Below are 22,254 nucleotides of genomic sequence, written 5' to 3'. Positions count from 1 at the left end.
TCTTAATTTGGCAGTCCTACGATCGTTCGTGCTTTTGGACGATCGAAATAGTTAAAGACATCGTCAATCATGGCACTTAAGTTTTCGCGGTCACTGACGGCGAAATGCAGCTTACGTAAAGCTGTGAATTTCGCTTCGGTTCTCATGAAATCTTTTACGACTCCACCTAATTGTTGGCAGTTCATTGAAGGCTTTTTACCTGTTTGCACATAAGAATTTAAAAAGTCTTCGATCAATGGAAATTTATCACTGTCGAAGCTTGCTTTATCAATCGCTGTTAGAAAATCGGACAACGACATTGGTTGAAAGCGTCTCGAGATCAATTGACCGACATTGTAAACTTCAATCTCAGCTCCCTTAGGCAAAAACACTTGCATGCGCACATAGCAGCCTCCATCCAGCGAAGTGATGTCGCCGTTTTTGATTTTGATAGAGCAAGCGTATGAACCATAGCTGTTTAGGCTTAAAATAGTACCGGTATTGCGTTGATCGATACTTCCAAAGGAACCACCGTTTTTTGAAACCGTGAACAGGCGAAGATAGCCGTCTCCCGCAGGAATGTCGGCGGAGTAGGCGACTTCCACATCAGCCGCGAAGCCAAAAATATTCATTTTGATTGTTTCTAAACCTTGTGTGTTCAAAGGGACATCATCAATGCGGGGGTTGAATTCCGCGGGAATGGAAGACCATTTCAGTCTGTTTTTAGGAGTGAATCCACCACCGTGTTCATCCGAAGTGCCACCGCAGCTGACAACGACAGACGCCAAAACCAGGGCGATAGTAACTTTCAAAAGTTGAAACATGTAAACCTCCGCAAGTTCAGAGGATGGCATGGGAGTATCGTGCGATTCAAATAAAAAAGGCCGATCCATGATCAGCCTTTTCAATTCAATCTCTGGGAACAGATTATTTCTTTTTGCCTTTTGCTTCGACTTTTTTAGCAGCGGCTTTTTCTTCTTTGGCAGCAGCGGCAGCTTCTTTTTTCGCGCCCGCTTTTTTAGCCTTACGTTGTTGGATGATACGATCCAAAATGTCGTAGGATTCTTTTTGCAAATCGTTTTCGAAAACGAAGCGATAGAAGCCTTCGATCTCAGGGCTTTGGCGGAACTTTTTTAGTGATGTGGGCAAGCTTTCAGACTGTACGAAATCAATGGAGCTACCGTCTTTTGAGAGCTTAACTTTATCTGCCATCTTTAAATCCCCTAATGTTTTTAAGAACTTGTACATTAAATCAAAGCTTCGAATCAAGCATTAAATGCCCTGCAGCGGTCTGTTTTATTTCTGTTTAGATTAACTAAACCATTGAATTTCTTTAATAAATGCAGGAAATTGGGGGCTCATTGCAGGGAGGGTTTTCAGTGCTCATTTTAGATGGCAAAGAAGTATCAAATCACGTTCGTACCTCCCTGATTCCCCGTATTGAGGCCTTTAAAAATAAAACTGGCCGCGCACCTCATTTGGCGGTGGTCATCGTGGGGGAAGATCCAGCCAGTCAAGTCTACGTCAGAAACAAAAAGGCGGCCTGTGAGAAAGTCGGAATGACTTCGACGATTCACGCCTTGCGCGCAGACATTACTCAGCCAGAATTGACGGAAATGATTGAAACGCTCAACGCCGATGAGGATGTTGACGGTATTTTGGTGCAATTTCCTCTACCGAAGCATTTAAGTTCCCATGAAGTTTTGCAGACCGTGTCGCCTTTGAAGGATGCTGACGGTTTGACTTACAAATCTCTGGGTTATTTCTTTGCAGGACAGCCTCTGGTCAGTCCATGCACTCCTAAGGGAGTCATGACGATCCTTAAGCACTACAACATCAATGTCGAAGGCATGAACGTGGTAGTCGTCGGGCGCAGCAATATCGTGGGTAAGCCTATGGCAATGCTTTTGATGGAAGCCAATGCCACGGTGACTTTATGTCACTCAAAAACCAAGAATATGTCGCAGTTTACGAAAAACGCTGATTTGGTAGTTGTGGCTGCAGGCAAGGCGCAACTCCTTGGGAAAGATGATTTCAAAAAAGACGCCATCGTGGTGGACGTGGGCATGCATGGCTCCGGCCAGGGTGGAAAATTGTGTGGTGACGTCAGATTTTCAGAGCTGGAAGGGTGGGCTAAGGCTGCAACCCCGGTTCCTGGCGGCGTTGGCCCCATGACTATTACAACGCTCCTTGAAAACACTTGTCTCTTGGCTGAAAAAAGAGTCTGACTAGTTCCTATATTTCGAGGTTCACAATGTTCACAGGATTTTTGAAAAACGTATGGTACGTGGGTTTGCCCAGTTCCGAACTCGCAATCAATAAGGCAACTGCGCGCAAAATTTTAAATGAGCCCGTCGTGTTTTATCGTGATTCAAAAGGCAAAGTGTCAGCAATGCGCGATATCTGTCCTCATCGCGGAATTCCTTTGAGCTATGGCCGAGTTGTTAACGATACGCTTGAGTGTCCTTACCATGGATGGAAATTCGACGGCACTGGCATGTGCACAGAAATTCCTTCTTTGTGCCCCGATCAAGATTTGAATCCAAACAAAATCAAAGTGCGCAGCTATCCTGTGCATGAAGCTCAGGGTTTGATCTGGGTTTTCATGGGCGATAAAGATTTTGATCTTAGCAAAGTTCCGCAACCTCCTGTCATGGAGGGATTCCCCGAAGGTAAAAAACCAAATCTTACTTACGTGGTGAACTTCCCATGTCACGTCGATCATGCAGTGATTGGCTTGATGGACCCCGCGCACGGACCTTATGTACATAAAAGCTGGTTCTGGCGTTCAGAAAAATCCATGCTGGAAAAGAAAAAACTTTTCGGCCCTGTGGATTTTGGCTTTCAGATGATTCGTCATAAACCGTCTTCAAATTCCAAGGCCTACAAGCTATTAGGCGGAGTACCGACAACCGAAATTACCTTCACTCTGCCATGTGTTCGTGTGGAGCATATTCAAGTGGGCGAGCGTAAGTTCTATTCTTATACGGCGCTAACTCCTGTGGATGAAAAGAACACACGCATCACTCAATTGGCTGTGTGGGACATTCCATGGTTGTCATTGTTTAAGCCAGCAGTCGATAAATTCGGCAAAGTTTTCCTGGGACAGGACATGGATGCTGTTACTAAGCAACAAGAAGGTCTGAAATACGACCCAAGTCTCATGCTGATCAAGGACGCTGACACCCAGGCCAAGTGGTATTATTCTTTAAAGACGGAATATCACAACGCCTTGGAAGAAAAGCGTCCTTTCGTGAATCCGGTTAAACAAACGGAACTTCGCTGGAGAAGCTAAGAATGCAGAAAATTTTTTGGAGCTTGATGCTGACCATGGGCCTCGCAGGCCACGCAGGGGCTCAAGCTCAAGTTAAGCCCCTGAGTTTAAAATACGTGGGCGAGACCTCTATCGTGACCGGTGCCAAATTTGATGAGACTACAATCGGTGGTCTTTCTGGTATTACCTATGCCGATGGGGTTTTAAATGCTGTCAGTGATGATAAAGGTCGCTGGGGCGAGCCGCGTTTTTATCAGTTCGATCTTAAAATTGACGGCAAGACTGTGACTCTGATTCCTAAATCATTCAAACCAGTAAAGGGATTGAAAAAAGAAGGCTCGCGCAAAGCCTTTTTGGATTTAGAAGGCCTGGCACTTATGCCAGATGGGGATTTTCTGATTTCTTCTGAAGGCAATAACGATTTAAAACCTCGCTCGATGCCGCGAGTGTTTCGTGTCGCTGCTGACGGAAAATGGAAATACGACCTGACTGTTCCGGATAAATATCTTCCCGAGCGCACGGGTCAGCAAAGCAAAGGCATTCAAAATAACGGGGCCTTTGAAGGTTTGACTGCCACACGTGATGGCAAGTTCGTATTTACCTCTCTAGAAGCTCCCCTTACGCAAGATATCGACATGGAAAATGAAGCGAATGGTGCCATCATTCGGATTTTGAAGTTCGAGGACCGTGGAGCTCAGCGTGGGTACTTTACGCCTGCGGCAGAGTTTGCTTACAAAGTCGATGCTTTCCGTGACAACCAAATTGGCCGCGAGATTTTCCGCGGAGTCTCCGAGATTTTAGCTTTATCAGAATCCAAAATCATTGTGCTGGAGCGGGGGGCGCGTCTACACGGAAAAGGCTGGAAAACCACTGTGGGCTTGTACGTGGCAGATATCAGTAAAGCCACCGACACTCTGGCTATGGTAAAGCTTGCAGACCATAAATACACGCTTGCTGAAAAGGTAAAGCTGGTGGATTTTGAAACCGATCTGACCAAAGAGCGCGGTAAAAAAGACGTGCAAAATTTCGAAGCCCTGGCATTCGGACCGAACTTGCCAGATGGGCGTCGTACCTTGCTGGTGATGTCAGATAATAATTTTTCCAAGAACGAAGTGACAGAGCTTCTGGTTTTTGCAATCGAAGGTGAATAAGAAATGACGATGACTGTTTGGAGACTTCGTACCGGCGCTGATAAACGCATTCGCAGTGGACATCCCTGGGTGTTTTCTAATGAACTCTCAGTCAGTCCCAAAGGTTTGCCTCCAGGCACGCCAGTGGAGCTTCAAGATGCTAAAGGTCAGTTCCTGGCGCGTGGTTACGGCAATCCTCATTCCTTGATTGCCTTTCGGGCTTTGACATTCAATTCGCAAGATAAAGAGCCCACAGGTTTTAACTTCCTTCATGATAAGGTTTTAAATTCCTGGAGAGTGCGTAAGGCCGCAGGTTTCCGCGGCAGTTTCCGTTTGGCATTTGGTGAGTCTGATTATATCCCGGGCTTGGTCTTGGATTACTACGTCATCGACCAAGGCGGGAAGCGTGCGCAAGTATTTGTTGCTCAGTTGGTAACAGCCGGTATGGATCAGGCTTTGCAAAACACGGAAGCGTTCTTTCACGGCCTAACTGAAAAAGCTAAAGAACAAGGTCTTTCGGAATTTGATTGGTCGCAAACGGCCGTCGTCATTCGTAACGACGTGAGTGTTCGTAAACTTGAAGGTTTAACTGGCAACGTAGCGAAAGTGATCAAAGACCTTCCTGACTTCAAATTGGATCATGTGGAAATTCTTTTGAATGCGGCGGCAGATCCTGGCGTGATCAAAATGAGTTGTGATCTGCGTGAAGGTCAGAAAACGGGTTTCTTCCTGGATCAGACTCATAATATTTATTTGGCGATTAATTTATTTAAAAACTGGGCGAAACAGCAAAAAACCAAAACCATCCGTGTTTTGGATTTGTGTTGTTATGTGGGGCACTGGTCGACGCAAATCACTCGTGCGCTGAAGGCGGAAGGCTTTGATGTGGAAGTGTCCTTGGTTGACGTTTCGAAAACGGCCTTGGCATTCGCCAAAGAAAATGCCGAGCGTGAAGGAGCCAAAGTCATCGTTCACGAAATGGATGTGTTGGAGGGGCTGACCAATTTAGCGACTCAACAATACGATATCGTGATTGCGGACCCACCCGCATTTATTAAAGCTAAAAAAGATATCCACGTGGGTAAAGCGGCGTACATTAAAATGAATACGCATGCGTTCCGCCTGGCTAAAAAGAACGGCTTTGTGGCGTCTTGTTCTTGTTCCGGATTGCTGGAAGAGGAAGAATTCCGCGATGCTATTCGTAAGGCTTCGCTCAGAAACTACTCGGAAGTGCGCAGTGTTTTGCGTGGGGGCCATGCGGCCGACCATCCAACTTTGATGCAGTTTCCTGAGGGGTTCTATTTAAAAATGTACGTTCATTATATCGTATAATCATTCTGATAGGCTTCGCTGGACCAAGGGCTAAGACCTAGTTCTTCTTGTTCGTCTTGCGAAGCTCAATTTATCCAATATTTCCTAAGGCTTGTGTGCTGATACCCCGATAAGTTCAGGGATGAAGCAGTCGATTCGTAATCTTATTATTTTTAGCATGTTAGTGAGTGTTTCGATGACGGGTTATGCCCAGTCGGTTACGCCGCTTGCAACAACTGAAGTAATCCCGACGACCGCGGCGTCGCCAGTGATAACTGCGACCTCAACAACGACGACAACTACTACGACGTCTTCGCAGACAGTGTTCGACGCTTTCTATGCGCAAATGGCGGCTGAGCAGGAGGCATTGGCTAAGCAAGCTGCCGCCGAAGAGGAAGCAAAAGCCAATTCTGCGAAGATCGCAGCGGGCATGCAGTTAGCTTTTAAATACTGTCCATTTTTGCAAGAGTCCAACGCGCAGAAAGCTCGTAAGAGTATTTCCGACATCGGAAAAAAAGCCGCAGAGCAAGCTGATGATCCAAAATCAAAGGATCCATCCATTAGCCAAAACGGCAAGCAGGAGATCGCTCAAGATAAACAGGGTGCGGGTGTCAGCAGTTCTTGCGACATTATCATCAAGGACAGCGGCGAGGTGGGTTCCGCAGGCGCAGCAATTCTTTCCGTCGTCCGAGAGAATAAAGCAGCGTTTGCCGGAAACAAGCTTAAGGATCTTTCAAAGCTATGCCCCAATTACGCTTCTATGACTCAAGAGAAAAAAGAACTGTTCTGGGTTTGGACAATGATGTCGATGTCTTCGGTTGAATCCTCTTGTAATCCTGAGGCTGAAAACAAAAATGCGCCAAACGGTTCTGCAATTGGGTTGTTCCAGCTGGGTAAAGATCAATGTAACGGCGCAAATCTTAAAGACAAAGTTGAAAACTCAAAGTGCGCTGCTCAGAAACTAGCAGCTGAACTGACTTCCAGAAAAACATTGATCGCAAAAACTGCCAACGGAAACGGAAGCACAAACTGGGCTGCACTTTGTGAAGGTGATGCAAAAGTCTGCGGAAATAATGGCGATTCGGTTCAAAAAACCAAAGCGATGATCAGCAAATATTCGGCTTGTGGTGGTGGTGGTGCAGAAAACAATGCCAGCGCTGAAGGGGAAAAGCCGTCAACCGCCAAATCAAAATCGAAGGGCGACCGAGCTCCTTCCGGAAAGTCTCAGAAACCTCAAAAGCCTCAGAACAAGTCTGTGACTCCGGAAGTTACTTAAGAGTCTGAGTGATCGCATCCATCAAAGTTTTCTTGCGAATAGGCTTTGTCAGGAAGCTGGTATTCGGAATCTGTTGAGCGCGCTTCATGGTTTCATCCAAAGCGTCGGCTGTAACTAACAGAATAGGTCTTTGTGGCAGACCGCGGTCCTTTTCAAAGGCACGCATTTTTTCGGCTGCTTCAAATCCATCCATCAGTGGCATACGCACATCCAAAACGACAACGTCAGATGGATGCGCGATATAGGCATCCAGGGCTTCCTTGCCGTTCTGGGTGTATTTGATATTCCAAGGCTTCCCATCAAAGTACGCCATATAGAGTTCTTGATTTCCCATGTCGTCATCAGCCACCAGCAAATTCAATCCGTCAGGAATTGTTTTCCGTGCGGTTTCAACTTTGAGTTTGTTCAGATCACGGGTTTCAGAGCGACGAGTGTTTTTTCCATAGAATCCCGTCGTCAGAAAAACATCCGCCAATGATAGTGGCGAAGAATCCAGAACTGGATCGGTAAGACCCGGATGTTTATGCATGATCTCGTCTTTTTTACCCAACAAGATAACGTGACCGTGCTTATGCAACAATTCCATCTCGCTCGCAGCTACGTTGCTTGCGGTTGCATCTAAAAGGATCCACTTATTTATTGGTAACGAAGATGGCTTCGAGTTGCGAATCTCGCCGATATAATCCAATTTTGAATAGATGATTGCTGGGTGCATGGCCAGGGGTTCCGCCGCAATTTGCAAATTCTTGTCTTCAGAAATTAGCACGAATTCTTTAACTTGATCGTCTGGGGAGCGGAATGTTTCAACCCAGTTTGCGCCGTCTAAAACTTCCATATCTAAATCCACGCGGAACAAAGTTCCTTTTTTAGGCGTGGACTCCACATGCAGGCGGCCATTCAATTTATTTACCAGTTCTTTCACAATCGCTAAGCCCAAGCCCACTCCGCCCTCTGAAAAGGCATAGGAGTTTTCAACCTGGAAGAAAGCGTCGAATACTTTGTGAAGTTTGTCGTCTTGGATGCCGACGCCCGTGTCTTCCACTTCAAAGCGCAAAGTTGCAGTATTGCCTTGAGGCTGCTGAAGTTTTGTAACCCGCAAGATGATATGGCCATCATTCGTATATTTGCAGGCATTGCGCAAAAGGTTTAATAGGATCTGGCGCAGACGGCTTGGGTCAAAATTAACCGAGGACGGCAGATCAAAAGCAAACTGTGCGTAGAGCTGCAGATCCTTTTTTGCGCAGTCACGACCGGAAATTTTTGCGATATCCGTCAGGAAGTTGATTAAGTGCATGCGTTTCGGTTGAACTTGCAATTCGTTGGTGTCGGCTTTGGCAAGATCTAGCAAGTCCTCGATCATCGACAACAAGTGATTTCCAGAAGAGCGCATGCTGCTTAAGTAATCGTGAATCTTCTTATCAGTGTCTTTTTCCTCGCACAGATCCACCATCCCCAAAATCAAATTTAAAGGCGTGCGAATTTCGTGGGAGATATTTCCTAAGAAGCGACTTTTGGCAACCAGGGCTTCTTGCAACTCTTGATGGGCGCGTTCCAGGTCATGGGTTTTATCGATGACCAGGCGACCTACTCGACGGTTCTGTTGGACCAAAACCCAAAACAGGTATGAAATGATCAAGGTGATAAGCACACTCATGATACCAGTAATGGTTGAAGCACTTAGGCCCTGGGATTTTTGAAAGTTAAAATGGAAGTGAACCTTAAGTGTCGTTTGCTGGGGTTCCCCCAGACGCAATGTCTGCAACAAGCTGTCGTCTCGGCCGATTTGACGGGTGATGTTTCCCACGCGAATAGACTTGGTGTTGTTATCAGATGTGATAATCCAGGAGTCCTGGTTTTTAATATCTTCAATTTCCAAAGACTCGCTGGTGCGCAGATCGATCTTTTCAAATAATGAAACCAAAGGTGCCGAAAAGATAAAGTAAACGTTTTCGCGGCTTCGGGATTGCAGCACATAAGTGATCAGGGGCACGCCGCTGCGTTCATGAAGAATGGCGCGACTGTATTCCTTGTTTTTGATGATCTCTTCAATGCCCTTGATGACCGCAGGAGCTGTCATGGTCTTGCTTTTAATCTCAGGGACCCCGGAGTTCGGAGTATTGATGCGAGAGACAAGTTTTAACTTGGGCGGGGAGGCATTGCGTTTACCCACAATCTGATAAATCGAAAAGCGGTGAAACACGGTGTAGCGTAATGATTGGCCCAGGAAAGCCATGTCACGATAGTAATCGCTTGGACGGCTTCCAATATATTCTTCATAGGACTGAATTCTTAGAATACTATTTGATAAAAGGAGATCTAAGGACTGAATGATCTCGCGAGAACGTTTGATGGACTCGGCACGTTGGTCGGATTGCTCCCTATCTAACATGCGTTTATGGATATAGAACGAAAGTGAAAGGCCGCTAATGAGCGCCAGTACTGGAATCCAAAGGAAGAACCGTCGGGTTTTTTTTAGAATGATTTTAAGGCCACCGTTACGCTTCATCAAACCCACTCTCACAAACCGGAATGTGAACAATGTTAATTGGATTTGAAGGTTTCTTCAAACCAATTTAAATTCAGCATATAATCCTATTGCTAGATTATTGCAAATGAAGGAGCAGTAAGGTGGAAACAGAGAATGACTTGGTGGGAGTCAGTAAGCAGCTTAGAACGCTGTCTGGTTTTGATTCACACGCATTTAATCATTTATTAGAGGACACGACGGCACATACCGTATTGCGCATTCTGGCGCGGTTTTGCGTGTCATTGAACGAAAGTATCCCAGCCCTGGAGCGCGGTACCAATTCTGGTGAATCAGAAGTGGTTTGGAAGGCTGCGCATAAACTAGCCGGGTCCGCAGAGATGCTGGGCTTTAAGGAATTCGGTAAAAGATCCAAAGATCTTAGCTGGCAACTGAAGCAATCGGAACATATCGGGGAAAATTCAGAAGACGTGACACTTTATGTGGCTCAGGCTCGCCAATTGGCGATGCACCTGCAAGCCGTCTTTCCTAATCAGAAGCACTATCTTTAACAGTCGCTTTGTAACCCGCACTTAGAACCGTTTCCACTTTAACTGAACTATCGCTGATTTTTTTGCGCAAGTGGCTGACGTGAGCGTCCACGGTTCTTTCGGTAACATATTTTCCAACGCCCCATACCTGATCGATCAACTGTTCACGGCTGAACACCTGACCGGGGCGACTGCATAAAATCTTTAAAATTTTAAATTCAAACGGTGTCAGTTCAACCTGAGAGGCACCTTTTGGATTGCGAATTTCCACGCACATGCGATTCGAATCGATGAACAAATCACCCAGCTGAACTTGCTGCGTGTTTTGTTGATATGATTTGACGGCACGAAGGCGGGCATCCACGCGAGCACGAAGTTCACTCGAGTTCGGTGGTTTAGAGATATAATCATCTGCACCAATACCGAATGCTGCCACTTTACTGATGATGTCATCATCCGTGCTCAAAATGATAATCGGTACAGGCTTCGCTTTGAACGAGTCTTTAAGATCCGGAAGTATCTTCATCCCATTTCCGTCTGGAAGTGAGATATCAAGCAGTACCAGATCGAAACTGTCGCGACCTGTTTGCACGATATTAAATGCCTCAGCAATTGATTCGGCTTGGGTAAGACTGTGATCTTTCAGTACCGAAGTCAGATAGATAAAGAACTCAGAGCTGTCTTCGACGCAGAGAATTTTTGCCATACAAAATGAATTTAAGCAGTGTTTTGCGAAATCATCAAATCATTTTAGCACGAAACCCAAGCGCAGCACCGATGATTAACAAAGTTGTAGGAGGTAGCCATGGATACATCACTGGCGCTCGAGAATCACATTACTGGCGCGGTTCTGTCTAATATGATGTTAGATACAGAACCATATCGTTTTTTAGTTGTAGAAGATGACATGGGCCAATGGCCTCTTTGGGAAAATATAATTAGATCTTCTTTTCCAAATGCACATATTGATTGGGAGACCTCAGAAGCTGGTGCAGAAGCCCTTTTGAGACATTCGTTTCATACCGAGAAACCTTACGATTTGGTTATTTCAGACGTATTTCTTGACGGCGAGGATACAGGTATTGATTTATGGTCTAGATACGGAGAAGTGTCTGATCACTTCGTCTTCGTCAGCAGCATGAGTCTTTCAAACTTTGATGCATTGGTGCATTCCGCACGCAATACAACAGACAGCCTACCTTTTTATCTGCAGAAACCGCTGCAGGTGCAGAAGTGTAAGGAAATCATTCAAGCGCTTTTATAAAAACCGAACAAAAACGATTAACCACAGGAGGACACAGCATGAATAATGTAGAACTAAGAACTGAAAATATCGCCCTTCCCGAAAGAGAACAATTGCTTATCTCATGTGGCCGCGTTTTAGAAAGACTTGCCGCGAATGCCCCATCAGACAGCCGTTTGAACATGGCTGTAGATCATGATGGAGACGACTTCGTGATTGATGTCGAATTGGTATCTGGAGAAATGCAATTCTCTGTTGTCGCTGATGCAAAAAGTCCTTTTATGGCTCTTGAGAAAGCCAATAAAGAAGTATCTGACCGAATCAAGAAATGGTCCGCTACACGCTTAGTTGAGACGATGCCAGCATCAGTTCAATAAAGCTTCTGTTGCGACACCAGATCATGAACAAGGAAGCGTCATGAAAAATAGAATTTTGGTTGTTGAAGATGATTTAGCACTTAAGCCGATCTGGGAGCATATTTTGCGCCGGCAGTTCACAGACTATCACTTGGACTGGGCTGTAAGCTGCGAGGAAGCACAAAAACTTGTCAGCTCCTCGATTGTTCATGATTCACCTTATTCTCTTATCGTGACGGACTTATTCCTTTCAGGAGCGGGCACAGGTTTAGACCTGGTCCGCTTCCTGGCACGTGCAGTGAAATCAAGCCCCATCATTCTTGTCTCCGTGGTCGATGAACTCGCTTTGCGCTCTAAGTACGGCGAGCTTCTGCATAATATGCAGGTGCTGACGAAACCCATAAGTGTTCCGCAGTGCGACCGCGCTTTGGATAAAATCTTTGGAGTTGATATTGCTCCCTCACGGTAGGAGGCAAAATGCAAACCCTCTCAACCTTTCGAAAAGTTATTTTGATCACTGGCTGCAGTGCGGGCTTAGGAAAAGCCATTGCTGAAAAGCTTGTACGCTCTGATCGCTATCGCGTCGTGGTAACGGCAAGGCAGTCTTCTTTCGATAAGCTCACCTCTATCTTTCCAGAAAATGAAAATACGATGCTGCTGCCCTTGGATGTAACACAGGATGCAGAAATTTCCGCCGTGGTGAATGAAGTTTGCCGTCGCTGGGAGCGCATTGACGTGCTGATTAATAATGCCGGTGTTTGTTTTCGGTCCGTGGTCGAACACATGGATGTCAGTGCTGAAGACTTACAGATGCGCACCAATTTTTTCGGCCCGGTGAATCTGATGAAAGCGGTATTGCCCATCATGCGTGAACAGCGAGGGGGGCACATCGTGAATATCTCTTCAGTAAGTGGAATGGTCTCGATGCCGACGATGGCATCTTATAGCGCCTCCAAACATGCTCTGGAAGGAGTCAGTGAGGCGTTGTGGTATGAGTGCAGACCTTTTGGAATTCATGTGAGTATCGTTCAACCAGGTTTTATTAACTCCGCATCTTTTAAAAATGTGATTCTGTCGCCGAAGGCACGCTTAAGTTATGAATTGCGCGGGCCGCATTCGGAATACTATGACTCGATGGCGCCTTTTATTGAAAAACTTATGGGTTATTCCTTTAGTCGGCCTGATGCCGTGGCGAACAGAATTATGAAACTCATCGAAAGTAACAATCCACCTCTGCGAACCAAGGTCACATTGGATGCGATCTTATTTGGTATTTTAAGACGGGTGATTCCAGGCTCGTGGTTTCATAAGATGATGTTTTATTTCCTGCCGGAGTCTAAGCACTGGGGGAAATAAAAAATGGGCTCAGAAGGAGGGAACCTCTGAGCCCACGGAGGAAACTTTATTTATTTTCTTACGCTTGAACAGTCGGAGTTGGTGCTGCAGCTTGTGCTTGAGCGACCTGTTGTTGCTGCAGCTTGTGCTTGAGCGACCTGTTGTTGCTGTCCTTGGTGAGCGGCATGAATCTGCTGAAGTTGCTGTTGATTCACCACATTTTGCGCATGTTGCGCTTGTTGGTGATAGTAATTCAGTTTCGCCACGTACTCTTTCAAAGACATGTTCTCTTGTTTCAAGATCACAGATTGGCTTAAGGCCTGTTGCAAGTGACTGAAATAGTCCTGTGCTTCCAGGGATTTTTTATCCAATGCCATTTTCATTTCAACGATTTTTGTCTCAGCCACTGAAGTCAGGTTTTTCAAGACATCGTTTTGCTGATGAGCTGATGCTTCAACTTCACTGAAAGAAGTGCTGATTTTTTCGATCTCTTCATTCAATGATTTGATAGTGTTATCGCGCTCTTCAATCGTTGCCATTAAATCTGCATTGGCTTGTTCGAGGTCCGCTTGGTCTTGTCTGAACTTCTGGATCTCGGCCTGCATTTTTTCGTACTGTTGTTCCCACAGGTCTTGTTCGCGGGCCCAGGCACTTTTTGCTTTGGCGAATTCCATTGCGGTTTCATCTTTCAAAGCGCGAGTCAGATCCAAGTCACGTTGAAGAATTTTATTTCTTTCAAACATAGACTGAGAATACTTTTTCTCTTCACTTTGAATTTGCAGGGCGCGGGCTTTCAATCCTTGGATTTCAAGTTGCAGTTGCAAACTCAATTCTAACGATTTTGCAAGGTCCGAAGACATCTTGGCGTTCGTTGCGCGTTCTGCGCTGAGTTGATCAGCCAACAATTTTGTTTGAGCATCCAACGTTTCAGATCCGTAAGAAACGCTCTCGAGAGATTTAATTTTCTCGCGCAATTCCTCTTGTGAACCTTTCAAGTCAGAATTGAATTTCTTCATCTGCTCTTGCATTTGCTCGTACTTTGGCTGAGTTGGATGATTCTCATCCGTGTCAGCTGTCGTGCTAAGCTCATTCAATTTATTACAAATTTCATCGAATAGTTTTTCATGCTCTGGAACGGAAGGATTTGTCATAGACTTTATTCTGGTCTACGGACCGAAGTCCGTCATCGAAAATTATTGACAAGACTTATGGCTCTCGATTTAGGTCCAGTGTGGAGGTTGTAGATGTTCGTTTCTAAGTGTTCCCGATATGTCATTGCTCTGGTTTTCACTCTCAATTCCGTTGCATTTGCGCAATCACCGGATTCGTTGGGTGTCAGTGATATCAAACAACCACAGCAGGCATCTGAATATATTTTTCGCTCTTCACCGAAAGAGTCTTTGATCAGCGTGCAGCTGTTGGGCGCGGTGACTAGACCCGGGATTTACTATGTTCCTCCTTCCACGGATTTATTGAAATTGATCACTCTGGCGGGCGGTGCGGGAAGCACTGGCGACATGTCTGAAATTACCGTGAGAAAACTGGAACCAAAATCATGGGCAGAAATTAAATCCAAAGCTGTCAGTGAATATCAAGGTGCCTATGAAGTGGATGCTGAAAAGGTGATCAAATACGGGGGAGCGAAACAATTAAAGCTCGCTCAGGATGATTTCATTTACGTGCCTTCAAAGTCATATATGGTCAGCAGTGACGCCACTCGCACGATCACCGTCGTTTCCCTGGTTTTGGGAATTGCTCTGACGGCCTTGCTGATTGACAAGAATTCAGGTCATAACGGGGCTCACTAGGCATGATTCACGCAAAGGACGCCCGTATTTTATTTCTTATAAAATGTCTGGTGGCCTTAACCTTTCTTTGCAAGGTTTCCTTAGGGGGGATTTTACCGATTCCTCGCGAAGTGCCTTACTTAATTTTCCAGCAGGGGATGCATCCTTATATCAACGTGCTTCTAACGTTTTTGTTCGGCGGTCCCTTGGTTCTGTTATGGCTGAGGGTTCGCGCGCGCCAACATTTAAGTGGTTTCTATAAACTGTTTGTTTTCTTTCTAATGATTGTATTGGCTGTGCAAACTTTGCTGCAGGTTTATTACGTGAACCCTGACGAATCAGCGATCATGCAAATCGGTGCAATGCTGGTTTCGCTTTTTATGGTGGGCATTTACGGGTTGATTATTCCCAGTTTATGGAATGTTCAAGACTTTCTAAGGTTTGTGCAACGCTGGACGGGGGCCTTAGTTTTGCTTTCGCTTGTGGTGTTGATCCTGCATCCGGGCTCTACGTTTAAAGGGGGCCGCTTTATCGGCGTCTTTAAGCACATCCCTCACATGGTGACCTGTGCGACGACGGCGTTTGTATTTTCCTTAGGTACTTTCTTACTCGAACACAAACTGAAACATAAGATTTGGAATTCGTTGATTTTGCTCGCAAGCTTTATCGCGATCATATTAACGGGTACTCGTTCGTCAGCGGCGGCGGCGATGTTTGCGTTTTTACTCACTTTGATTTTGCACGAAACTCGTACGACTCAAGGTCGCATGTTCAAGTTTGGTGTAGTTTCGTTTCTGACTACGTTCACTTTGTTTTTTGGTCTGCAAAGTTACGAGTTCGTCCATGACATCGCTACAGGACATTCCTCGTTAGGAGGCCGGCAAGCGCAAGACGGTATTGCCTCGCGCATGGAAGAAGTCGAGCGCGGCAGTGAAATCTTTAAACAGGAACCTTGGCTGGGCCACGGTTTGATGTCTAAGTTTGCTTCTGGAAATGATGTCGATGTTTCTAACTACAACTCATTCAAAGATCCCCATAACATTTTCGTGTCAGCGGGAGTCGTCGGTGGATGGCCGCTGTTAATTCTTGCAGCGATAGCGCTGGGTTTCATGACGATCGGCGCACTGAAAGCTTTGAAATCTTTCAGTATCGCCAAACGCCAAGTTTCTATTTACCTGCTCGCGCACATTCCCATTTTGGTGATTTATCATATTCACTTATCCATCGGAGGAATGGCAGACCGCCTGTACTGGATGGTCTTTGGCTTTGTGGCTGCGGCTGTTTTCGAAGAAGTAAGAATTCGCTCTGCAAATACTGCAAAGGAAACAAAAGGTGCCCAATTGGGCATGCTGTCTAACTCTTAGACGCCCATTCCGCGTGATTCCGCCTTGACTTGCAACTGAGGTCGGTACAAAAACTGCTCCCAATCGGGCGATGGGCATAAAGTCATACCTCCTATTCATACTCTCCTTCCTGGTGATCGCACCAGTGGGGTGCTCATTTAAAAATGACCATCAAAAGCCCGTGGATGAGAAAGTTCTTTTCCCAGCTGGCAAAGCCCCGACAGATAGCAAGAACAGACCCAGTGTATTTGAAGCCGTAGCGAAAAAAGATGATGCCATTGCTATCTCCGTGATCGATCAATATTCCGCTTCAGAAATCGATGCTTTAGAACAGAATGGCGAATCCGTTTTGGATGCCGTTTTAAAGACCGGGTCCACGACTTTGCTTAGATATTTAATTGGTAGAGGAGCTAGCCCTGTTAAGTTTGGCTTCCAATCTTTGGAATGGAGTGAGGGTTCTTACGGAGTTACCGCAGATCTTATTCCTTATCTATATGAACGCTTCGAAAAGATTTCTACCGGCGATGCGACGTTCGATAATCTGCACTTTTCCGAAGCAGCGTGTGCCTATTTCATTCAATTGGAATTCCGCAAAATGTCCATAACCAAGCAAATGGGAAAAGATAGCTCTGAGGAATTCCTAGAGGCTGCGAAGTTGTTTACTAATTCAAAGAATTGCAGAGACTCACTTAAAAAAGTGCCTAGCGATTATTTGAGTATCTGGTTCAGAGATGAATTTTATCGCCAGTCTAATTTCGGATTTTCGAATATTGGAGTTCTGAGATTTTTGGATTTAGTAAGTGTAGATCGTCAGATTGAATTTTCGATTCAAGAGCCTTATCTGGGTGGAAATTACGAAAGAGATCCACGACTGCTGTTGTTTTTTAGTTCTTTAAAAGGTAGCGACTGGGTCACCTTTATGAACATCTGGTGGCCACTATTAAGTCGACATTCCAAATTGGATACCGCCGCGAATGAAAATAGCAAGATGGAGGAGCCTGGATCTGATCGAGTTCCTTTGGTGAAAGAACGAGAGTACCAAGGATACTTTATATCTGAGACCGCTCTGGAGATTTGCAAAAATTCAGAACTAGAAATCGTATGTAATGAATTCAAAGGCACGTTTAAATTGGGTGATTCCAATGAGTAAAGCCATGAAATTCTTCTTTATATGTATTTTCCTAGGTTTTTTAACATCTTGCAGTTTTTCTAAAGAAAAGAAAGAACAGGAAGTTGTCACGTCGGCTGCGTTGAAACAGATTACTGAGAATAGACTTAAGAACACCGTCTATTTAGATACTGAGTCAGCTCTAAAACAGATTCAAGCTTCGAACATTTCTGAGTTAAATGCTACGTGGAGTAATGGTGATAATTTTTTAAACTACCTAATAAATTTCGGCAGCCCGGATTTATTGCGTGAAAGCTTGAAATCTGGTCTTTCGGTTTTCTTGCCGTCACAGCTTCTGGAAGAGACTTCATTTTCGTTAAAGAAACAACTCCTTCAAAAGTATGGCTCAACTACGATGGCGATGATTCCGGATTCGATTAACGCTGAGAAGTCACAAATTCTTCAGGCATACTTTGATGGCGTGATTTCTGAAATTTATGAAGAAATTCGTAATGACAGAACCAGTTCTGCGCAAGAGATTTATTATAAACGTGGTGGCACCTGCGATCTTGTGATGATAGGTATGCTGGCGAAATACCAAATTGATTCATCGGTTCCACTAAGTAAAGTGAAAGATTTTTTTCGGAAGGTCTCATGTGATCTGAAAGGTATCGGTATCGATGAGAAATTGTATTTCTGGAAATCAGAGCTGCAAAAGCAATTTAAGTTGAAGTTTGAAAATTTAGACCTTCTCGAGGAACTAACGAAGTTAGAGAAAATGCCATATTTAATTAGCGTTTCTTCATCGAAATATATGGTCGGATTGAAAACTCTTATTGATATTTCAAAGAGTTGTCGTATTGAAGATGAGGCAACGCATACGACTGATTGTAAGGGCTCAGCGAATGAAGAAGACCTAGACGCGATTGTTTACGGGAAGCTGCATTTTTCTATTCAGGCAGTTGATCGATACTTAGAAGATAACAAGTATAGGGATTTGATGGGGTATTTTACAACGGATGCCCTTTATCCCGTGTATGTCGCTTACACTCCTTTTGATGGATCTCGAGCCACAGACAGTGATTTAGTGTCAACTGAGGTGGATATTTTAAGTTTCGAGCAAGGAATTTTTCGCTTGTTCTACCACGGTAAATTTGAACATAAAATTTTAATACCAAATACTAATGAATCTGACGTTTCAAAAGAAGGAGCGTAAATGAAAAAACAAACGGTTCTCGTCGCACTCGGTAGTTTGTTCTTAGCAGCCTGCAGTAATGGGTTTGAAGCTGCTCAATTAGATTTGAACTCGGCAGTAAACGCTAATAGCGCTGCGGTGTCATATGATCAATGGCATGATTCTGAAAGTCATCCAGAACATCTTCTCATCAAATGGCGTTCTCAAATCGCGAGTGAGCAAATGACTTCAGCAGATGTTTGTAAGGCATTTGACGAAATGGATGTTCAGCATCTTACGTTGTTTGAAAATGAATTAGCGGACGAAGCGAATAAAGATGTAGTCGGTGAATGCGCAGAAGAATTACTGGCTAAGATTGAACGCTTTTATATTAATGATCGCGCTGCATTGACTGCGAATCTGGGAAATTTCTTTGAGCATGACGTTAAAACCTTTGAATCTAAAGGGAACGTAAAAATCCAGGGCGTTGGCTCAGATAAAACTTCTGATTTTAAGTTCCAAGTGGTGACGAAACCTATTGATACAACTCTGGGATATCACGTTGATCCAGACAGAAAAGATAAGATTACGAAGAAATATAAGGTCGTTGATGCCAAGCAAGTTGTGCTTACTTTTGACGATGGGCCAAGGCTGAACACGGAGATCGTATTAAAGATTCTGGATGAAGTAGGCGCGAAAGCTCTTTTTTTCCAGGTGGGCGAGAAAGCTGTCGAATTGGACAAAGAAAATAAAATTAATTATTCGAATATAGCAAAAAAAGTAGCGGCAGCTGGACATGTGTTTGGCGGCCATTCAAGGACTCATGCGAATCTAAGGGCCCTTGACTACGAAGTAGCACGTGAGCAAATATACGATGGTTTGAACAATGTTATTCAGGCTGTTGGATGGGCATATCCAATCTTTAGATTCCCATACGGTAACTCAACGCCAGCGCTAATTAACAACTTAACGAAAATGGGGATCGCCTCATTTTATTGGCATGTTGACAGTGAAGACTGGAAATCGAAGCGTTCGACAAGCGAGCTAATTGACTATACGATGGGGCAGGTTCGAGCTAAGGCCGGTGGTGTTATTTTGTTCCACGATATCCACAAAAGAACGGCTCAAATGCTTCCACAGTTTTTAAGAACTCTGCATAACGAAGGTTATCAAATCGTGTTGTTAAAACCGACTAAGATTATTAAGTCGCCGATCGATTACAAGCCAGTTCCTCCGAAACCATAGTTCAACGGGCCGCACAACGAGTGCGGCCACTGTCATTTCACCATTTTAATCCTCATTACATAATAGACACAGGCCATCCTTGGGAAAGGGTGGCAAAACTATTAGGTCGGGGGATTTTGGGGTTATGAACGATCCACATTTAGAGCCAGAACTCAGCGTTGGCGAAATCTTGAAATTATATTTGTCACACTGGCGGATGTTCGCGGTTTTCACTGCGGTTCTATTCACCATCAGTGTGATTATCTATGCTGTTAAAATCCCCTATGTAGCAACCACGTCCATTATATTTAACGACTCGCAAAACTCTGCTGTTCAGGCGTTTTCCATGCAGTTCTTTGGTTTGAACAAGTCTCTCCAGGAATCCAAAAAGGGCAGCAGTCTTCTCTCAAAGCACATCGAGTATTTGAAAACCCGCGAATTCTTTGAAGCAGTCCTTGCGAAAATTCCCGAGCGTGGTGAGTCCGGGCAGATCTCTATGGAAGAGCGTAAAGGTTTTGAAATCTTCCGCGATAAGTATTTAAAAGAAATCGACAAAGCGCCTGAAAATAAAGTGGCTGTCTTGCAAAAACTGGATCGTTGGACTCGTGCTCAGTTGGATTCTGACTTTGAAATCAAAATCATCGCTGCCACTCCCGATCGTGCGATGTCTTTGTTTTTGGTGAACACTGTTGTGCAGACCGCTGACGGACTTTTAAGAAAGCGTGAACTTGAAGAAATCGGTCGAGTTGAAACTTTCATGGCCGAGCAGAAAAAAGATGCCGATGAAAAACTGGTGACGATTGGCAAAGAACTAGCCGAGCTTCAGAACCGTGACAAAAGCCTGCTACCTTTGGGTTCCAAAGAAAAAATCGGGGATTATGTCAGTGAACTTTTGGTTCGCTCGAACGAGTTGAAACTAAAAATCAGCCAGAATTCTAAAATGATCGCTTATCTTAATAAGGACCGTACTGCGGGCGCTGATAACTCCATGTATGGAGTTGGTGGGCAAATCGAAAATTTGAAAAATCAAAACGACATTCTGAAGGATCAGCTGTCGCAGGTTCAAGCCTCCATTGAAAATCTGAAAGCAGAGTCCCGTGAACTTCCATTCCAGGCACAAATGGCCGAGGACCTTAAAAAGAAATCAGAACTTGAGTTCAACCGCTATAAAGAAGTCAGCTCTGCGCTGGCGAAACTGGATTCTTTAAAACTTTCGATCGGCCGCCGCTTTGATATTCTTGAATCCGCTCGCTGGGAAACGACAGTCCCACAAATCGGTTTGATGGCGCTGGCATTGCTAAGTATCTTGATCAGCCAGTTTGTGGGTTCGTTGATTATTTATTTCCGATACCTGTGGAATCCAAATGTGATCACAGCAGAAGCCACTCGGAATCTGGTCGTGTGGGATGGTCATTCACTGGATCCACGTGTGATTATCGAAAATTCCAAAATCAAATTGAATCTTAAACAGCCCGAGAAGGACGAAACGGTGAATGTGATATGAGCACTATAAAAAAATCATTTACTTATGTAGCTGCCACATTCCTTTTATCTTCTTGCGGAAATGGCGTTGGCCAGCAAATTCAGAACTCCATTCAGGTAAATAAAAATGCGACCTCGTTGGCTGAGTGGGATTCTTCACCGGCTAATCCGGAATATCTATTTCAACAATGGCGTAAAGATACTCAGAATCTAGAGCAGCAGGAAAAACTGAGCTCGCAAATCTGTAGCAAGCTTAAAGATCTGGATGGTCTTTCGCTGACTATTTTTGAAAATGAGATTCGCAACGAAACCAACATGCCGTTGGTAATGCCTTGTCGCAAAGATTTGTTGGCACAATTGGAAAGACATTACGCTGCTGAACGCGCAACTTTGAAAATCCGCGTGAATGCATTTAGCCAGCAGCCTTCAGGAAATACTTTTCAATTTCCCGAAAACATTCAGTACCGCGACGTTTCGAAAGGTTACTATGCCAGAGCCGGGGACGTAGGGCCTAAAGAAATCGTGATTACATTCGACGACGGACCCAGCGGAATTTACACACCTTCCATTCTAAGATCTTTGAAAGAGGTCAACGCCAAGGCGCATTTTTTTCAATTAGGAAAAAGCATCCGCCAAAACTTCGATGTCACGAAAGCCGTAGCCGCGGATGGACACGCTGTCGGCACACATTCTATGACTCATTCCTGCTTAGCAAACACTCCCACGTGCGAGCGTTTGATGTATAAGACGTTGTCCTTCACCGAAGCCATCGCAGAAATCAAGGGAGGACATCAAGCTGCATTTGATACTCTTGGTTTCGTTGAACCCTTCTTCCGTTTCCCATACGGCGAAGTAGACCCCGAGCTCCGTAACTTCCTAAACCAAAACTCCGTCGCAGAATTCAATTGGAACATCGACAGTGAGGACTGGAAAGCCCAAACCAACGAAGAGCTTCTGAGACATACTCTAGAAACCATCGATAAAAAAGGTAAAGGCATCCTCCTCATGCACGACATCCATAGAAGAACTGCAGAGGTGCTGCCACAGCTGCTGGCCGAGCTTTACAACCGCGGCTTCAGTGTAGTACTACTCCAACCCACGGACGCATCAGCGAGATATAACAGCAAGCTAGTCAAGAAGCCTGTGCCCTAGGGCCTACTATTGATTTTTAGCTGCGTTGCTGCGTCTTCGGCGTACTTGCAGTACGCCTTCATCCT

The 22,254-nt window shown here is 44.9% G+C and carries 22 protein-coding genes; 17 read left to right on the top strand and 5 right to left on the bottom strand.

The window, feature by feature from the left end:
* Positions 1–2 precede the first annotated feature (2 nt).
* The gene (locus ACLSU7_RS09245) at positions 3–803 is read right to left on the bottom strand and encodes a DUF4476 domain-containing protein (RefSeq protein ID WP_413295246.1); all 801 of its coding nucleotides are present in this window, start codon (positions 801–803) and stop codon (positions 3–5) included.
* Positions 804–906: 103 nt separating this feature from the next.
* On the bottom strand, positions 907–1,191 hold the full coding sequence (locus ACLSU7_RS09240) for a hypothetical protein (protein WP_088615508.1): 285 nt from the start codon (positions 1,189–1,191) through the stop codon (positions 907–909).
* Positions 1,192–1,319: 128 nt separating this feature from the next.
* Here ACLSU7_RS09240 and folD point away from each other — a divergent pair, with 128 nt between their 5' ends.
* The 5 genes from folD to ACLSU7_RS09215 all read left to right on the top strand — a co-directional run bounded on the left by folD (position 1,320) and on the right by ACLSU7_RS09215 (position 6,970).
* Positions 1,320–2,207 (top strand): bifunctional methylenetetrahydrofolate dehydrogenase/methenyltetrahydrofolate cyclohydrolase FolD, encoded by an 888-nt coding sequence (gene folD, locus ACLSU7_RS09235; protein WP_413295244.1) that lies wholly within the window; start codon positions 1,320–1,322, stop codon positions 2,205–2,207.
* 26 nt (positions 2,208–2,233) lie between these two features.
* On the top strand, positions 2,234–3,274 hold the full coding sequence (locus tag ACLSU7_RS09230; protein WP_413295243.1) for a Rieske 2Fe-2S domain-containing protein: 1,041 nt from the start codon (positions 2,234–2,236) through the stop codon (positions 3,272–3,274).
* Between the two features lie 2 nt (positions 3,275–3,276).
* Complete coding sequence (locus ACLSU7_RS09225; protein ID WP_413295242.1) at positions 3,277–4,404, top strand: esterase-like activity of phytase family protein; 1,128 nt, start codon at positions 3,277–3,279, stop codon at positions 4,402–4,404.
* A gap of 3 nt (positions 4,405–4,407) precedes the next feature.
* A complete protein-coding gene (locus ACLSU7_RS09220) occupies positions 4,408–5,715 on the top strand; it encodes a class I SAM-dependent rRNA methyltransferase (RefSeq protein ID WP_413295241.1) in 1,308 nt (435 codons plus the stop codon).
* A 121-nt stretch (positions 5,716–5,836) separates the two neighbouring features.
* Positions 5,837–6,970, top strand: a complete 1,134-nt coding sequence (locus tag ACLSU7_RS09215; protein ID WP_413295240.1) for a hypothetical protein — start codon at positions 5,837–5,839, stop codon at positions 6,968–6,970.
* Here the strand turns inward: ACLSU7_RS09215 and ACLSU7_RS09210 are convergent.
* Entirely contained in the window at positions 6,963–9,476 is a 2,514-nt protein-coding gene (locus ACLSU7_RS09210) for an ATP-binding protein (RefSeq protein WP_413295239.1), read from the bottom strand. The two genes, ACLSU7_RS09215 and ACLSU7_RS09210, sit on opposite strands and share 8 nt — an antisense overlap.
* Positions 9,477–9,598: 122 nt before the next feature.
* Between ACLSU7_RS09210 and ACLSU7_RS09205 the strand changes: the two genes are divergently transcribed.
* Positions 9,599–10,006 (top strand): Hpt domain-containing protein, encoded by a 408-nt coding sequence (locus ACLSU7_RS09205; RefSeq protein WP_413295238.1) that lies wholly within the window; start codon positions 9,599–9,601, stop codon positions 10,004–10,006.
* On the opposite strand, the gene ACLSU7_RS09200 is transcribed toward ACLSU7_RS09205, so the two are convergent.
* A complete protein-coding gene (locus ACLSU7_RS09200; protein WP_413295237.1) occupies positions 9,984–10,691 on the bottom strand; it encodes a response regulator transcription factor in 708 nt (235 codons plus the stop codon). The two genes, ACLSU7_RS09205 and ACLSU7_RS09200, sit on opposite strands and share 23 nt — an antisense overlap.
* 99 nt (positions 10,692–10,790) lie before the next feature.
* Between ACLSU7_RS09200 and ACLSU7_RS09195 the strand changes: the two genes are divergently transcribed.
* The 4 genes from ACLSU7_RS09195 to ACLSU7_RS09180 are packed head-to-tail and all read left to right on the top strand — an operon-like array spanning position 10,791 to position 12,940.
* Entirely contained in the window at positions 10,791–11,249 is a 459-nt protein-coding gene (locus tag ACLSU7_RS09195) for a hypothetical protein (protein ID WP_413295236.1), read from the top strand.
* Between the two features lie 38 nt (positions 11,250–11,287).
* Positions 11,288–11,605 carry a hypothetical protein gene (locus ACLSU7_RS09190; RefSeq protein WP_413295235.1) on the top strand — a complete coding sequence of 106 codons (318 nt, stop codon included), beginning with the start codon at positions 11,288–11,290 and terminating at the stop codon, positions 11,603–11,605.
* A 40-nt stretch (positions 11,606–11,645) separates the two neighbouring features.
* Positions 11,646–12,053 carry a response regulator gene (locus tag ACLSU7_RS09185; RefSeq protein ID WP_413295234.1) on the top strand — a complete coding sequence of 136 codons (408 nt, stop codon included), beginning with the start codon at positions 11,646–11,648 and terminating at the stop codon, positions 12,051–12,053.
* 8 nt (positions 12,054–12,061) lie between these two features.
* On the top strand, positions 12,062–12,940 hold the full coding sequence (locus ACLSU7_RS09180) for an SDR family oxidoreductase (RefSeq protein ID WP_413295233.1): 879 nt from the start codon (positions 12,062–12,064) through the stop codon (positions 12,938–12,940).
* Between the two features lie 50 nt (positions 12,941–12,990).
* Here the strand turns inward: ACLSU7_RS09180 and ACLSU7_RS09175 are convergent, their stop codons facing one another.
* Positions 12,991–14,070 (bottom strand): hypothetical protein, encoded by a 1,080-nt coding sequence (locus tag ACLSU7_RS09175; RefSeq protein ID WP_413295232.1) that lies wholly within the window; start codon positions 14,068–14,070, stop codon positions 12,991–12,993.
* A gap of 93 nt (positions 14,071–14,163) precedes the next feature.
* Between ACLSU7_RS09175 and ACLSU7_RS09170 the strand changes: the two genes are divergently transcribed.
* The 7 genes from ACLSU7_RS09170 (at position 14,164) to ACLSU7_RS09140 (ending at position 22,189) form a co-directional block, all read left to right on the top strand.
* Complete coding sequence (locus ACLSU7_RS09170; protein WP_413295231.1) at positions 14,164–14,727, top strand: SLBB domain-containing protein; 564 nt, start codon at positions 14,164–14,166, stop codon at positions 14,725–14,727.
* Positions 14,728–14,729: 2 nt separating this feature from the next.
* Positions 14,730–16,070 (top strand): O-antigen ligase family protein, encoded by a 1,341-nt coding sequence (locus tag ACLSU7_RS09165; protein WP_413295230.1) that lies wholly within the window; start codon positions 14,730–14,732, stop codon positions 16,068–16,070.
* A 112-nt stretch (positions 16,071–16,182) separates the two neighbouring features.
* Positions 16,183–17,199: a hypothetical protein gene (locus ACLSU7_RS09160; RefSeq protein WP_413295229.1), complete on the top strand. Its 1,017-nt coding sequence runs from the start codon at positions 16,183–16,185 to the stop codon at positions 17,197–17,199.
* 4 nt (positions 17,200–17,203) lie between these two features.
* A complete protein-coding gene (locus tag ACLSU7_RS09155; RefSeq protein ID WP_413295228.1) occupies positions 17,204–18,373 on the top strand; it encodes a hypothetical protein in 1,170 nt (389 codons plus the stop codon).
* Positions 18,374–19,576, top strand: a complete 1,203-nt coding sequence (locus tag ACLSU7_RS09150; RefSeq protein ID WP_413295227.1) for a polysaccharide deacetylase family protein — start codon at positions 18,374–18,376, stop codon at positions 19,574–19,576.
* A 124-nt stretch (positions 19,577–19,700) separates the two neighbouring features.
* On the top strand, positions 19,701–21,059 hold the full coding sequence (locus ACLSU7_RS09145; protein ID WP_413295226.1) for a hypothetical protein: 1,359 nt from the start codon (positions 19,701–19,703) through the stop codon (positions 21,057–21,059).
* Positions 21,056–22,189, top strand: coding sequence for a polysaccharide deacetylase family protein (locus ACLSU7_RS09140; RefSeq protein WP_413295225.1), 1,134 nt, complete (start codon positions 21,056–21,058; stop codon positions 22,187–22,189). Before ACLSU7_RS09145 ends, ACLSU7_RS09140 begins: the two co-directional genes overlap by 4 nt.
* Positions 22,190–22,254: the final 65 nt, after the last annotated feature.

The organism is Bdellovibrio sp. HCB185ZH, from assembly GCF_047302455.1.
In the GTDB taxonomy this organism is placed as follows: domain Bacteria; phylum Bdellovibrionota; class Bdellovibrionia; order Bdellovibrionales; family Bdellovibrionaceae; genus Bdellovibrio.
Note: the sequence above shows the minus strand (reverse complement) of the source record. Positions and strands in the feature narration are given on the sequence as shown.

Excerpts from the sequence above, each read along its gene's own strand:
- ACLSU7_RS09245 (WP_413295246.1), bottom strand. The coding sequence starts at position 803 with ATGTTTCAACTTTTGAAAGTTACTATCGCCCTGGTTTTGGCGTCTGTC.
- ACLSU7_RS09240 (WP_088615508.1), bottom strand. The coding sequence starts at position 1,191 with ATGGCAGATAAAGTTAAGCTCTCAAAAGACGGTAGCTCCATTGATTTC.
- folD (WP_413295244.1), top strand. The coding sequence starts at position 1,320 with ATGCAGGAAATTGGGGGCTCATTGCAGGGAGGGTTTTCAGTGCTCATT.
- ACLSU7_RS09230 (WP_413295243.1), top strand. The coding sequence starts at position 2,234 with ATGTTCACAGGATTTTTGAAAAACGTATGGTACGTGGGTTTGCCCAGT.
- ACLSU7_RS09225 (WP_413295242.1), top strand. The coding sequence starts at position 3,277 with ATGCAGAAAATTTTTTGGAGCTTGATGCTGACCATGGGCCTCGCAGGC.
- ACLSU7_RS09220 (WP_413295241.1), top strand. The coding sequence starts at position 4,408 with ATGACGATGACTGTTTGGAGACTTCGTACCGGCGCTGATAAACGCATT.
- ACLSU7_RS09215 (WP_413295240.1), top strand. The coding sequence starts at position 5,837 with ATGAAGCAGTCGATTCGTAATCTTATTATTTTTAGCATGTTAGTGAGT.
- ACLSU7_RS09210 (WP_413295239.1), bottom strand. The coding sequence starts at position 9,476 with ATGAAGCGTAACGGTGGCCTTAAAATCATTCTAAAAAAAACCCGACGG.
- ACLSU7_RS09200 (WP_413295237.1), bottom strand. The coding sequence starts at position 10,691 with ATGGCAAAAATTCTCTGCGTCGAAGACAGCTCTGAGTTCTTTATCTAT.
- ACLSU7_RS09195 (WP_413295236.1), top strand. The coding sequence starts at position 10,791 with ATGGATACATCACTGGCGCTCGAGAATCACATTACTGGCGCGGTTCTG.
- ACLSU7_RS09190 (WP_413295235.1), top strand. The coding sequence starts at position 11,288 with ATGAATAATGTAGAACTAAGAACTGAAAATATCGCCCTTCCCGAAAGA.
- ACLSU7_RS09185 (WP_413295234.1), top strand. The coding sequence starts at position 11,646 with ATGAAAAATAGAATTTTGGTTGTTGAAGATGATTTAGCACTTAAGCCG.
- ACLSU7_RS09180 (WP_413295233.1), top strand. The coding sequence starts at position 12,062 with ATGCAAACCCTCTCAACCTTTCGAAAAGTTATTTTGATCACTGGCTGC.
- ACLSU7_RS09175 (WP_413295232.1), bottom strand. The coding sequence starts at position 14,070 with ATGACAAATCCTTCCGTTCCAGAGCATGAAAAACTATTCGATGAAATT.
- ACLSU7_RS09170 (WP_413295231.1), top strand. The coding sequence starts at position 14,164 with ATGTTCGTTTCTAAGTGTTCCCGATATGTCATTGCTCTGGTTTTCACT.
- ACLSU7_RS09165 (WP_413295230.1), top strand. The coding sequence starts at position 14,730 with ATGATTCACGCAAAGGACGCCCGTATTTTATTTCTTATAAAATGTCTG.
- ACLSU7_RS09155 (WP_413295228.1), top strand. The coding sequence starts at position 17,204 with ATGAAATTCTTCTTTATATGTATTTTCCTAGGTTTTTTAACATCTTGC.
- ACLSU7_RS09150 (WP_413295227.1), top strand. The coding sequence starts at position 18,374 with ATGAAAAAACAAACGGTTCTCGTCGCACTCGGTAGTTTGTTCTTAGCA.
- ACLSU7_RS09145 (WP_413295226.1), top strand. The coding sequence starts at position 19,701 with ATGAACGATCCACATTTAGAGCCAGAACTCAGCGTTGGCGAAATCTTG.
- ACLSU7_RS09140 (WP_413295225.1), top strand. The coding sequence starts at position 21,056 with ATGAGCACTATAAAAAAATCATTTACTTATGTAGCTGCCACATTCCTT.